The organism is Amycolatopsis sp. NPDC003865 (genome assembly GCF_053605345.1).
In genome coordinates, this window is sequence record NZ_JBSGJA010000003.1 from 43,472 (window position 1) to 56,216 (window position 12,745).

Here is a 12,745-nt window from a genome sequence, read left to right on the forward strand (position 1 = left end):
CGTGCTCACTACTCCGTCCGAGGCGAAAGTGAAACAACTTTTTTCGTGACCTGGAACACAACTGACCGGTCTACCAGGGGGTAGCCCATAGAAGTGGGAGACCAGCCGGACGCTCCGTCAACCCGCCGGCGTGGGGAGGCTCTCCCGTGCCCGCACCTGCCGCCGTGCTGACCGGCCTCGGCTCGTGGTTGCCGCCGAAAGTCCTGGACAACCACGAGATCGCCGCCCGGCTCGACACCACGGACGAGTGGATCCGGACCCGCACCGGCATCCGGGAGCGCCGCGTCGCCGGCCCGGCGGAGTCCACTGTGGACCTCGCGGTCGGGGCGGGCCGCGAAGCGCTCGGCGGGGGCTCCGCCGACGCCGTCGTCCTCGCGACGTCGACCCCGGACCAGCCCTGCCCCGCCAGCGCACCGCAGGTCGCCGCCCGGCTCGGGCTCGGCACGGCCGCGGCCTTCGACGTCAACGCCGTCTGCAGCGGCTTCGTCTACGCGCTGGCCACGGCGGCCGGCTTCATCGCCGGCGGCCTCGCCGAGCGCGTCCTGGTGATCGGCGCCGACACCTTCACCACGCTCATCGACCCGGAGGACCGCACGACCGTCCCGATCTTCGGCGACGGCGCGGGCGCGGTCCTGCTGCGCGCGGGCGAGCCCGGCGAGCCCGGTGCGTTCGGCCCGTTCGACCTGCACAGCGAGGGCGAGCACGCCGACCTGCTGTGGGTCGAGGCCGGCGGCGCCCGGCGACGGCTGTCCGACCAGCCGAGCGACCGCTTCCTCGCGATGCAGGGCACCGCGGTGTTCCGGCACGCCTGCGCGCGGATGGCCGAGTCGTCGCGGACGGTGCTGGACCGCGCGGGCTGGATGGTCGGCGACGTCGACCGCTTCGTCGGGCACCAGGCGAACATCCGGATCCTCCAGGCGACGGCGAAGCAGCTGGGCATGCCGGCCGACGCCGTCGTCGCCAACATCGACCGCGTCGGCAACACCAGCGCCGCGTCGATCCCGCTCGCCCTGGCCGACGCCCGCGCCGACGGCACCCTCCAGCCCGGGCACCGCGTGCTGCTCAGCGCGTTCGGCGCGGGCCTGACGTGGGGCTCGACGGTGCTGCGCTGGCCGGATCTGGGTCAGCTGTCCTGAGGTTTCGGGCCGGCCGTCCAGGTCGGTGTCACCTCTTGGCGGCCGCGCAGCTCCAGCTCGCCGTGCTTCTCCCAGTAGGCGCCTTCGCTCGGCAACGCGGCCGAGACGACGGCGTCGCTGGCGAGGATGCGTGACGGCACGGTCTTGGCCAGCTCGGTCAGCCGCGCCGCCTCGTTCACGGCGTCGCCGATCACGGTGTACTCGAGCCGGCTGCTGGTGCCCAGCTGCCCGGCGAACACCGGGCCGCTGGAGACGCCGATGCCCAGGTCGAGCTCGCCGTCCGTGCACACCTCGTCCCGGATCGCGCGGGCCGCGGCGAGCGCGGCGGTCGGGGCGTCCGAGAGCCGGGTGGGAGCGCCGAAGATGCACAGCGCGGCGTCGCCCTGGAACTTGTTGACGAGCCCGCCGCGGGCGTTCACCGCGGAGACGACGGCGGCGAACAGCCGGTTCAGCTTCCGCACGAGCTCTTCCGGCGGGGTGCGGTAGGCGAGCGCGGTCGAGTCGACGACGTCGACGAACAGCGCCGTGACCTCGCGGACGTCGCCGGACAGGGACGCGCCGTACTCGAGGGCGTGCCGGGCGACGTCGGCGCCGACGTGCCTGCCGAAGAGGTCGCGCATCCGCGCCTGCTCGCGCAGCCCGGCGGCGAGCTGGTTGACCGACGTCTGGAGCAGGCCGATCTCGCTGGAGTCGTCGACGTCGACCGCGACCTCGTTGTCGCCGCGGGCGATCCGGTCGAGGGCCACGCGCAGCCGGTGCAGGGGAGCCGCGACGGCCCTGGCCAGCAACGCGGTCCCGATGGCGCCGACCGCGAGGCCGATGACCGACAGCATGATCAGGCTCGCGGTGTGGTCGCCGGAGCCGAGGTCGGGCGGGACGGCGACGAGCAGGACGCCGACGAACGGCACGCCGCTGGCCAGCGCCCAGGTGACGACGAGCCGGGTGAGCACGGTGACGGGCAGCGACCCGCGCGGCGGCAGGACGTCGAGGGCGATGGTCATCACCGGCCGCGCCACCCATTCGGCGGCGAGGTAGGTGAGCCCGACGGTGGTGAGGCCGCCGAGCCCGATGACGGTCGCCATGCCGACGGCGTCCTCGCCGGAGCCGAGCACGCCGGCCAGCACGCTGAGCACGACGGTCCCGATGAGCCAGAGGGTGCCGCTGACGACGGCCATGTCGACGGGCAGCCGCAGGGCCCGGCGCGCCTCGCTTTCCGACGGCGGCCGGCCGAGCACGAACCAGATGGCGGTGCGCCGCTGCAGCCAGGCGGTCCAGAGCGTCCCGGCGAGCAGCGACCCGGCCACGATGGCGGCGGCGGTCAGGCCGAGGATCCAGCCGCGGTCCCCGACGTCACCGGGCAGGCCCTGGAGGAGCAGGAGCAGGGCGACGACGCCGGAACCGGCGACACTGGAGCCGACGCCGAGCCCGGCGAAGCCCAGGCTGGTGCGCAACACGACCCGGAAGTTCTTCACGGCGATCTTGCGCACGGCGTTGATCGTACGGCGCGGCGCTGGACAGAAGCGGTACCGTGAAGAGCACCTTCTCGATCAGCGTTCCTCCGCGGCGAAGTCGTGCGCGTACGTCTTGGCGTCGACCAGGTGCTTCAGCGTCAGCTCGCGGGCCGCGGCCGGGTCGGACCGGCGGATCGCGTCGAGGATCGCGCGGTGGTCGTCGACCGCCTTGCGGATCTGGCCCGGCAGCCGCAGCGCCGCCCGCCGCTCCTCGCCGACCAGGGCGAGGACCGACCGCAGCAGCCCGGCTACGTCGTCGTTGCCCGCGTTCTGCGCGATCACGCGGTGGAACTCGGCGTCGGCGGCGATGACGTGCAGCATGTCGCCGTCCTCGGCCGCCTGCGCCATCTCGGCGACGTTGTCCTCGAGCCGGCTCACGGTCTTCGCGCTCGCCTGCCTGGCGAGCCGCTCGGCGAGGGTCGGCTCGACGGTCGCGCGCAGGTCGAAGAGCTTTTCGACGAGCTGGTCGTGCTCGGTGAACCAGGTCCGCAGGGGCTGTTCCTGCTGTTCGCGGACGTAGGTGCCGGAGCCGGCGCGGATCCGGACGTACCCGATGGAGTCGAGGACGCGCAGGGCCTGCCGCAGCGACCCGCGGCTGATGCCGAGGTCCTCGCAGAGCACGCGTTCGGCGGGCAGCCTGCTGCCGGGCGGCAGGTCGCCGGAGTCGATCCGCGCCCGCAGCCGGTCGACGGTCGCGCTCCAGACCTGCTCGGTGTCCACGCCGCCATCCTCTCAGCTCGCGGAAACTGTCGGGGGTGCCTGTCATGATCGCGGGCATGGACATCCTGGGGGCGTGGGTGCGGGGCTGGGTGGTCTCGCGGGCGGTGCCGGAGCCGGTCGCGGAGCCGGACGGCTTCCGCGTCGACGTCGGCCTGCCCGGCCACCGCGTCCGCTACCTGCTGCGGTCGCCGTCGGCGGTGGCCACGCGGTCGCGCACGGTCGCCGAGCCGGGCACGTGGCTGAAGACGTGCGGCGCACGGGAGGCGGTGCTCACGGGCCTGACACCGGAGTGGCAAGCGGGGGAGACGGAGTACTTGATGACGTTCGAGGGCGGCATCCCGCCCGCCGAGGTGCCGCCGTCGTACGAGGTGGCGGTGAACGGTGCCGAGCCGCTGTGGTCGGTGTCGGTGACGTCCGGGGGCGAGCCGGCGGCCCGCGGCTGGGTCGCGGTGGCCGGCGGGGTGGCGGTGTTCGACCGGATCGTCACCGAGCCCGCCCACCGGCGGCGCGGGCTCGGCCGGGTGGTGATGCACCGCCTGGGTGTCGCGGCCGGCGCGCGAACGAACGCACTGCTGGCTTCGGAGGCCGGGCGCGGTCTTTACAACGCGCTCGGCTGGCGGGTGGCTTCCGAGGTGGTGCCCGCCCACGTACCGGAAGGATCGTCGATCCCGCCGGCGGCGGGCCGCTGATCTGGCTCAACCCGGTCCCGGAGCCCAAGACCGGCAAGAACCGCATGCACCTGGACGTCCTCGGCGACAAGGCCGAGCTGCTGGCGTTGGGCGCGACCGTGGTCCGGGAACGGGACGACGACATCGAATGGGACGTGCTGGCCGACCCGGAAGGGAACGAATTCTGCGTCTTCACCCCGCGGTGAGTGTCCGACCGGACACATCTGCGTCGCGGGACCGGCTCACGATGCTTAGGCTCCGCACGTGAATGCTTCATGACGTGGTGGCACGCGGTGATCGTGGTGGTCGCCGGGATCTGGGCGGGCACCATCAACGCCGTCGTCGGGTCGGGGACCCTCGTGACCTTCCCCGTCCTCGTCGCGCTGGGCTACTCGCCCGTGACCGCGACGACGTCCAACGCCATCGGCCTCGCGCCCGGCACCCTCAGCGGGGCCTGGGGTTACCGGCACGAGCTCACCGGCTACTGGCGGCAGACCGCGAAGTTCGCCGTCGCGTCGTTCCTCGGCGCCATCGGTGGCACCATCCTGCTGCTGTCGCTGCCGAAGGACGCCTTCGAAGCCGTCGTCCCGGTGCTCGTCGGCCTCGCCGTGATCCTCGTGATCGTGCAGCCCAAGGTGTCCCGGTGGGTCGCCAAGCGCCGCGAAGAGAACGGCGAAGAGCACAAAGCCGGTCCGCTGCTGATGTTCTTCATCTTCCTCATCGGCATCTACGGCGGCTACTTCACCGCCGCGCAGGGCGTGATGCTGATGGCGGTCATGGGGATGCTGCTGTCCGAACCGCTGCAGAAGCTCAACGGCGTCAAGAACGTCCTCGCCGCCGTGGTGAACGTCGTCGCCGGCGTGATCTACGCGTTCGTCGCGCCGATCAGCTGGCCCGTCGTGCTGTGGCTGGCCGTCGGCTCGACCGCCGGCGGCTTCCTCGGCGCCAAGATCGGCCGGAAGCTGCCGCCGGCGGTGCTGCGCGGCGTGATCGTCGTGATCGGCCTCGCCGCCGTCGTCCAGCTGGTGATCAAGCAGTTCAGCGACTGAAGTCGCGCGCCGCGGCCAGGAAGAGGTCGTTCTCCTCGCGGGTCCCGATCGTCACGCGCACGCCGTCGCCGGCGAACGGGCGCACCACCAGCTTGCGGTCCAGGGCGTGCTCGGCGAACGGCACGGCCTTGTCCCCCAGCGGCAGCCACACGAAGTTCGCCTGCGTCTCGGGCACCTGGTAACCGGCCGCGAGCAGCGCGTCCCGCACCCGGCCGCGTTCGGCGACGATCTCCTGGCAGCGCGCCAGCAGCTCGTCAGCGGCGTCGAGCGACGCCAGCGCGGCCACCTGGGCCAGCATGTTCACCGAGAAGGCGACGTACACCTGGCGAAGCGCGTCCGCGATCGGCTCCGGCGCGACGGCGTAACCGACGCGCAGGCCCGCGAGACCGTACGCCTTCGAGAACGTGCGCAGCACCATGACGTTCGAGCGCGTCCGCGTGTACTCGACGCCGTCGGGCACCTCGGCGTCGGTGACGAACTCCTTGTACGCCTCGTCGAGCACCACCAGCACGCGCTCCGGGACCGCGTCGAGGAACCGTTCCAGCTCCGCGCGGCGGATCGCCGTGCCGGTCGGGTTGTTGGGGTTGCAGACGAAGACCACGCGCGTCCGGTCGGTGATCGCCGCGAGCATCGCGTCGAGGTCGAGCTCCTGGCCCTCGGTGATCGGGACCATGACCGGCTTCGCGTGCGCCACCTGCGTCACGATCGGGTAGGCCTCGAACGACCGCCAGCCGAAGAGCACCTCGTCGCCGGGGGCGCAGGCGGCCTGGATGGTCTGCTGGCACAGCGACACCGAGCCGCAGCCGATGGCGACCTTCTCCACCGGGACGTCCAGCTCACGCGCCAGCCGCTCGCGCAGCGCCTGCGAGCCGGTGTCGGGGTAGCGGTTGATCCCGGCCGCCGCCTCGGCGATCGCCTGCGCGACGCTCGGCAGCGCGCCGCCGGGCACCTCGTTGCTCGCCAGCTTGATCGCGCCTTCGATCGTCCGGCCGGGGATGTACTTCGGCAACGATTCGAGGTCGGCACGAGGGGACACGGACGACATCTTCGGCGCTCCTCCGATTGAACGGGACAACCCCGTCACCGTATCTTTTCCGCCCGCCGCCCCGCGACTCCCTTCAGGCGGTATGTGACCGGGAGAGCTGCTTAGATGGGTTCCTTCCGTTCACCTCCAAGTGATTGAGTGACGCAATGACGTCGACCAGCACCGTGGACTACCAGCGCACCGACGGCCGCGCCCTGACCCTGACCTTCTCGGAACCGGAGGGGTCGCTACGCGGCGGTTTGGTGGTCCTGCACGAGGCGGACGGCGTCACCGACGGCGTCAAGCTGCTGCTCGCCAGCCTCGCCCTCGAAGGCTGGCTGACCGTCACCCCGCACCTGGAGAACGCGGAGCTGACGCAGCAGGACCTGCTCGACGCGACGGACATCACACTCGCCTGGCTCGTCGACCGCGGCGTCCAGGCCGACCTGCTCGGCGTGATGGGCTTCGACCTGGGCGGCACCGCGGCCCTCGTCGTCGCCTCGCACCGGAGGCTGGGCGCCGCTGTCAGCGTCGGCGGGCAGCAGGTCGCGGAACTGCCCGCGCTGGTCGAGATCGCCGGCAAGCTCACCAGCCCGTGGCTCGGCATGTACGGCGACGCCGGCGACGAGGCGGGCGGCGCCGACGTCGAGCGGCTGCGTGACGCGGCTGCGTCGGCGAAGGTCGCCACCAACGTCGTCCACTACCCGGGCGCGAACCACCGCTTCGACGCCGACCCCGGCGCGGCCGCCGAAGCGTGGCAGCGCACCCTGAACTGGTTCGACGCCCACCTACGGTAGGCGGGATTACAGTCGTGACGTGACGCACACCGCCGACGCCCCCGAAGTGCTCTGGCGCCCTGAGCCGAGCCACGTTGCCGACACCAAGATCGAAGCCTTCCGCCAGTGGCTGCGTGCCGAACGCGGCGTCGAGGTGGACGACTACCGCTCGCTCTGGGAGTTCTCCGTCGAGCGCGGCCCGGACTTCTGGACGGCGGTCGCGGACTTCCTCGGCGTTCGCTGGCACGACCAGCCGGGCGAGGTGCTCTCGGGCGAGATGCCGAACGCGGTCTGGTTCGACGGCGCCACGCTGAACTACGCCGAGCACGCGCTCACCCCCGGCGTCGCGGGTGCGGCGAAGGGCGACGACGAGCTCGCGGTGATCTTCCACCGCGAGGACGGCTTCGCGAACCACCTGACATACGGCGAGCTCCGCGCCCAGGTCGGCGCGGCCCGGGCGGCGCTGCTCGAACTGGGCGTCGGCAAGGGCGACCGCGTCGTCGCGCTGGCCCCGAACTGCCCGCAGACGCTGGTCGCGTTCCTCGCCACGGCGAGCATCGGGGCGATCTGGTCGTCGTGCTCGCCGGACTTCGGCGTCCGCGCGGTCGCCGACCGGTTCGTGCAGATCGAGCCGAAGGTGCTCTTCGCGGTCAACGCCTACGCCTACAACGGCCGCCAGTTCGACATCCGGGGGACCGTCACCGACCTGCAGGCGAAGCTGCCGTCGCTGGCCGCGACGGTGCTCGTCTCCTACGTCGGCGAAGGCCGGCTGGACGGCGCCCTCGACTGGGACGAGCTGCTCGCGAAGCACGAAGGCGCGCCCCTGCTGTTCGAACCGGTCGAGTTCGCGCACCCGCTGTGGGTGCTCTACTCGTCGGGGACCACCGGCCTGCCGAAGGGCATCGTCCACGGCCACGGCGGCATCACCCTCGAACACCTCAAGGCCCTCGCGCTGCAGACGGACCTCGGGCCCGGCGACCGCTTCTTCTGGTTCAGCACCACCGGCTGGATGATGTGGAACTTCCTCATCTCCGGCCTGCTCGTCGGCACGACGATCGTGCTCTACGACGGCAGCCCCGGCCATCCCGACCTCAACGCGCTCTGGCACCTGGCCGAGCAGCACCGCGTCACGTACTTCGGGACGTCGGCGCCGTTCATCCAGAGCTGCCTGAAGGCCGGCGTCAAGCCCGCCGAGCGCTACGACCTCACGGCGTTGCGCGCCCTGGGCTCGACCGGCGCGCCGCTGAGCGTCGAAGGCTTCCGGTGGATCGTGAACGAGATCGGCAAGGGCGTCCAGATCTGCTCGGTCTCCGGCGGCACCGACCTCTGCGCGGCGTTCGTCGCGTCGGCGCCCGACGTCCCGGTGTGGCTGGGGGAGCTGTCCTGCCCGGCGCTGGGCGCCGCGGTCAACGCGTTCGACGAGGCGGGCAACGCCGTCGTCGAGGAGGTCGGCGAGCTTGTCATCACGAAGCCGATGCCGTCGATGCCGGTGTTCTTCTGGAACGACCCGGACGGCTCGCGCCTGCGTGAGGCCTACTTCGAGATGTACCCGGGCTTGTGGCGCCACGGCGATTGGATCCGCGTCACCAACCGCGGCTCGGCGGTGATCTACGGCCGCAGCGACTCGACGCTGAACCGCGGCGGCGTCCGGATGGGCACGGCGGAGTTCTACCGGGTCGTCGAGGGCTACGACGAGATCGCGGACTCCCTGGTCGTGGACACCTCGGCGGCCGGCAACGAGGACGGGCAGCTGATCTGCTTCGTGGTGCTCGCCGGCGGCGCTTCGCTCGAAGACGTCGAGCCCCGGCTGAAGAAGGAACTCCGTAGCGCGCTGTCACCGCGGCATGTACCCGATCGGTTCGTCGTGGTTCAAGAGATTCCTCGTACCTTGAACGGTAAGAAGTGTGAGGTACCGGTGAAGAAGATCCTCGCCGGTGTGGCTCCCGACCGGGCCGTCAGCCGCGACGCGCTGGCCAACCCGGCGGCGTTGACGCCGTTCGTGGAGCTCGCCGGGGGGTAGATGGGGGAAGCATGATCGTCCACAACGGGTTGTACGGGTGGTGACGGGGACCCGCGCGCAGACCACCTGGCGGGTGGCGGGAGCCACCACCGTGGCGGTGATCACCTGGGTGACCCGGCTGGCCGGACTGATGACGCTCGTGTCGGTCCTGGTGCCCGCCGGGCGCCGCAACCTGCGCGGGCACCTGTCGGAGTGGCTGGAGCTGCCGCAGGAGGCGACGGTCGCGGCGGCGACGGTCGCGCTGGTCACGGGCGTGCTGCTGGTCCTGCTGGCCGCCGGCCTGCGCCGCCGCAAGCGCCGGGCGTGGCAGCTGGCGGTCGGCGCGACCGTGCTGCTCACGGTGTCGCACATCGGGCTGCGGCACGTCTTCGGCGCCGGGATGGTGTCCGTCGTGCTGCTGGTCGGCCTGATCGCGAGCCGGCGCTACTTCGTCGCGAAGCCGGACCCGGTGGTCGGGCGCTGGCGCGCGGTGCGGGTGTTCCTGCAGCTGGCGCTGGCCGGGTTCGTGATCAACGTCATCCTGCTGTCGGTGGCCTCGCGCGCGGTGCTGGAGCCGATGAGCTTCCCGGACCGCCTGGCGGAGTCCGCGCTGGCACTGGTCGGCGCCAGCGGGCCGGCGGTGTTCCACCAGATGTGGCTGGAGGACATGACGGCGGCCGTCGGGCTGCTGTTCGGCCTCGCGGCGGTCCTGGTGTCGGCGTACTTCCTGCTGCGCTCGGCCGAGCCGGCGCCGCGGCTGACCGACGACGAGGTCGCCCGCCTGCGCAAGCTGCTCGACGAGCACGGCGAGCGGGACTCGCTCGGCTACTTCGCGCTGCGGCGGGACAAGTTCGCGGTGTTCTCGCGGACGGGCAAGGCCGCGGTCACCTACCGCGTGATCGCCGGGGTGGCACTGTGCTCGGCGGATCCGCTGGGCGACCACGAGGCGTGGCCGGGCGCGATCGAGGAGTACCTGGAGGTCTGCCGGCGCAACGGCTGGGTCCCGGCGGCGATGGGCGTCTCGGAGCTCGGCGCGACGGTCTGGGCCCGGTTCGGCCTGGAGGTCCTGGAGATCGGTGACGAGGCGGTCGTGGACGTCGACGGGTTCACGTTGGACGGACGCATCATGCGCGGCGTCCGCCAGGCCGCGGCCCGCACGAAGCGTGCGGGCTACAAGGTGCTAGTGCGCCGCACGGAGGACCTGCGCCCGGGCGAGCTGGAGGAGCTGGAGGTCCTGGCGGCCAACTGGCGCGGCACGGACACCGAGCGCGGCTTCTCGATGGCGCTCGGCCGCATGGGCGACCCGGGCTCGGTCCTGGTGACGGCCGAGCAGGGCGGCCGCGTGCGAGGCGTGCTCCAGTTCGTCCCGTGGGGTGAGGCGGGCCTGTCCCTGGACGTGATGCGCCGCGACCGGTCGGCCGACAACGGCGTCAACGAGCTGATGATCTCGGAGCTCCTGCTGGCGGCCCGCCGCCACGGCGTCGCGCAGGTGTCCCTGAACTTCGCGGCGTTCCGGGCGCTGATGGAACAGGGCCAGCGCATCGGCGCGGGCCCGGTGGCGCGCATGTCGGCGAAGGTCCTGCACTTCTTTTCGCGGTGGATCCAGATCGAGACGCTGTACAAGTTCAACGCGAAGTTCCAGCCCCGCTGGGTGCCGCGGTACCTGGTTTATCCGGGAGTCCGCGAGCTACCCCGGGTGGGCATCGCGACGTTCGAGGCGGAGGGCCTCGGCGGCCGGTCCCCGCGCCTGCTCAGGCTGCTGCAACGGGCGTGAGGGGGGTGCCGTTCGGGGGTGATCCGGGGGTGTGTAACCTATCTGAGCAGTGGTCGTTGGGCCCAGGAGGCTTCGCCTAGTCTGGTCTATGGCGCCGCACTGCTAATGCGGTTGGGGGTAACCCCCCCTCCCGGGTTCAAATCCCGGAGCCTCCGCTGGTACCCGGTTCGCCGGGTGCTAGGTTAGAGAACAACTGAACACGCGCCCGTAGCTCAGCTGGATAGAGCATCTGACTACGGATCAGAAGGTCAGGGGTTCGAATCCCTTCGGGCGCACGTCTGGTTGAGACAGCAAAGGCCCCTCCGGTTCGCCGGAGGGGCCTTTCTCGTTCCCGTGTGCGAGGGCAGCCGACGCTGCCCGTGGGATTGCCCGCGCACCGGTGGTCCGCTCGCTCGTCCCGTGCCACCGTTGAACGATCACCGGGTTCGGTGCCGACGCGAAAACCGTGGACCCGGGGCGACGGGAGGCGGGTCATCGTGAAAGCCCACCGGCCTGACGACCGCGAGCGGGTGTCCCGCCGGCCGCCGGTCACCCCCGCGCCCCACCCTGACGTCGCGGGGTTGCTGCGGCTCAACCACCTCGCCGGCAACGCGGCCGTGGCGTCGCTCGTCGTGCAGCGGGTTCGGCTTTCCGGCGGGGACGAGAGCCGGCTCAAGGCCCTGAAGGCGGCGGACAAGAAGCTGGCCGCCGCCGCCAAGAAGCGGATCAAGGCGTTCTCCACCAGCGAGGGCGGGCTCTGGAACCTGCTGAGCGGCTTTCCGGTCGGCTCGAAGGTGCCGCTGCCGGAGCGGAACGAGTACCTGGCGGCGTTGTACCGCGCGCTCGGCGAGGGGAAGCCGCTCGACGTTCTCTCCGATCTCCGGACGCGGCTGGACCTGAAGTACGGCGAAACCGTGGCGCCGGCCGAGAAACCCGGCAAGCAGGAGATTGCTCCGCCGAAGGGTGGCGGTTTCGCCCCTTCGGCCGACCTCATCAACGCGACCCGTGAAAAGCTCGTCAAGCGCGCCCCGGAAAAGAAGCGAGAGCCGGCGACCTGGGCCCGTTTTCCCGAGGGCGCCCGGCGTCAGCTGATGGAAATGTGGCACGAGTGGCAGCGCGGGGAAATCGACGCCGCGCACTTCTACGACGACTTCTACAAGAAGTCCGACGCCAAGCGGGCGATGCGGGTCCCGTCCGCCGGCCAGTACGTCGACGCGCTCGCCGAGCAGGACCTCCTCGGTTCCACGCCGAAGGAGCAAGCCGCCGATTCGCGCAACGGTTACCCGCTCATGCTCGGCAACAAGGGCGGCTCGCCGCGGAGCCGGCTCTACCTCAACCCGCACCCGCGGCACGTCGCGGACGTCTACCGGTTCGTCAAGGACCACATCGACTCGATCCCCGGCGTCATCTGGGTCAAGCTCGCCGACCACGCGCGGGCCATGACGGTGCGGGACGTCATCGTCATCTACCTCTCGACCGAGCACCCCGGCGCCGAGCAGGCGGTGGTCGGCGCCCTCAGGGACTACCAGTCCCGCCACGCCGGCCACTTCGTCGACGAGGTGCCCCGCTTGACGCGCTGTCTGCTGCCCGGTGTCGGCGTCGGCGACGAACCACCCAACAGTGACCTGGTGGGCATGGCCGAGAAGCAAGCCCAGGCGATGACCAGCGAGGAACTGGATCGGCACGAGATCGACTTCGGCTCGTTCTCGTTCTCCACCTACCGCTCCACGCTGGTCGTGCGGGCCATCCAGGACGCGGGCGGCCGGCTGGACCTGTTCCAGTCGCTCGTCGCGGAGTACTTCGCCCGCGCGGGCATCGACCTCGCCGACCCGGCCCGGCAGGGTCCGGCCGATCCGAGCGCCCTTCGGGTGCTCGGCATGGTCCGGGAGAAGACCCGGGACGAGGACGGGGAAGAGAAGGAAAAGGAACACTCCTGACGAGCGCGGTCGCTGCTTTCCGTAACTGGACTGGACCAGTGAACACGCGAACGTCTCGGCTGGTCACCCACCGTTCGCCACTCTCCGTGGTTGTGCTTCCCTAATTGGTCTGGACCACGTAACGTCTTCGCAAACGGTACGAAAACACCGCCTCGGTCCCCCGCGGTGCTCC

11 protein-coding genes and 2 tRNA genes are annotated in these 12,745 nt (G+C 71.3%); 10 read left to right on the forward strand and 3 right to left on the reverse strand.

Going from position 1 to position 12,745, the window contains the following annotated elements; translation table 11 throughout:
- Window positions 1-146: 146 nt before the first annotated feature.
- Entirely contained in the window at window positions 147-1,136 is a 990-nt protein-coding gene (locus tag ACWEVP_RS08685; protein WP_452062003.1) for a beta-ketoacyl-ACP synthase III, read from the forward strand.
- Here the strand turns inward: ACWEVP_RS08685 and ACWEVP_RS08690 are convergent.
- Window positions 1,124-2,623, reverse strand: coding sequence for an adenylate/guanylate cyclase domain-containing protein (locus ACWEVP_RS08690; RefSeq protein WP_452062004.1), 1,500 nt, complete (start codon window positions 2,621-2,623; stop codon window positions 1,124-1,126). The genes ACWEVP_RS08685 and ACWEVP_RS08690 overlap by 13 nt on opposite strands.
- A gap of 60 nt (window positions 2,624-2,683) precedes the next feature.
- Complete coding sequence (locus tag ACWEVP_RS08695) at window positions 2,684-3,367, reverse strand: FadR/GntR family transcriptional regulator (RefSeq protein WP_452062005.1); 684 nt, start codon at window positions 3,365-3,367, stop codon at window positions 2,684-2,686.
- A 44-nt stretch (window positions 3,368-3,411) separates the two neighbouring features.
- Between ACWEVP_RS08695 and ACWEVP_RS08700 the strand changes: the two genes are divergently transcribed.
- The 3 genes from ACWEVP_RS08700 (at window position 3,412) to ACWEVP_RS08710 (ending at window position 5,084) form a co-directional block, all read left to right on the forward strand.
- Complete coding sequence (locus ACWEVP_RS08700; RefSeq protein ID WP_452062465.1) at window positions 3,412-4,056, forward strand: GNAT family N-acetyltransferase; 645 nt, start codon at window positions 3,412-3,414, stop codon at window positions 4,054-4,056.
- Entirely contained in the window at window positions 4,056-4,241 is a 186-nt protein-coding gene (locus tag ACWEVP_RS08705) for a VOC family protein (RefSeq protein WP_452062466.1), read from the forward strand. Before ACWEVP_RS08700 ends, ACWEVP_RS08705 begins: the two co-directional genes overlap by 1 nt.
- A gap of 69 nt (window positions 4,242-4,310) precedes the next feature.
- On the forward strand, window positions 4,311-5,084 hold the full coding sequence (locus ACWEVP_RS08710; RefSeq protein ID WP_452062006.1) for a sulfite exporter TauE/SafE family protein: 774 nt from the start codon (window positions 4,311-4,313) through the stop codon (window positions 5,082-5,084).
- Here ACWEVP_RS08710 and hisC read toward each other — a convergent pair.
- Window positions 5,074-6,129, reverse strand: a complete 1,056-nt coding sequence (gene hisC, locus ACWEVP_RS08715) for a histidinol-phosphate transaminase (RefSeq protein ID WP_452062007.1) — start codon at window positions 6,127-6,129, stop codon at window positions 5,074-5,076. The two genes, ACWEVP_RS08710 and hisC, sit on opposite strands and share 11 nt — an antisense overlap.
- A gap of 146 nt (window positions 6,130-6,275) precedes the next feature.
- Here hisC and ACWEVP_RS08720 point away from each other — a divergent pair, with 146 nt between their 5' ends.
- The 6 genes from ACWEVP_RS08720 (at window position 6,276) to ACWEVP_RS08745 (ending at window position 12,573) form a co-directional block, all read left to right on the forward strand.
- Window positions 6,276-6,905, forward strand: a complete 630-nt coding sequence (locus ACWEVP_RS08720; protein ID WP_452062008.1) for a dienelactone hydrolase family protein — start codon at window positions 6,276-6,278, stop codon at window positions 6,903-6,905.
- Window positions 6,906-6,924: 19 nt separating this feature from the next.
- Entirely contained in the window at window positions 6,925-8,904 is a 1,980-nt protein-coding gene (locus tag ACWEVP_RS08725) for an acetoacetate--CoA ligase (RefSeq protein WP_452062009.1), read from the forward strand.
- Window positions 8,905-8,941: 37 nt separating this feature from the next.
- Window positions 8,942-10,657, forward strand: a complete 1,716-nt coding sequence (locus tag ACWEVP_RS08730; protein ID WP_452062010.1) for a phosphatidylglycerol lysyltransferase domain-containing protein — start codon at window positions 8,942-8,944, stop codon at window positions 10,655-10,657.
- Window positions 10,658-10,722: 65 nt separating this feature from the next.
- Window positions 10,723-10,812 (forward strand) — tRNA-Ser (locus tag ACWEVP_RS08735).
- 46 nt (window positions 10,813-10,858) lie between these two features.
- Window positions 10,859-10,932, forward strand: a tRNA-Arg gene (locus ACWEVP_RS08740).
- Between the two features lie 201 nt (window positions 10,933-11,133).
- The gene (locus tag ACWEVP_RS08745) at window positions 11,134-12,573 is read left to right on the forward strand and encodes a T3SS effector HopA1 family protein (protein ID WP_452062011.1); all 1,440 of its coding nucleotides are present in this window, start codon (window positions 11,134-11,136) and stop codon (window positions 12,571-12,573) included.
- Window positions 12,574-12,745 lie beyond the last annotated feature (172 nt).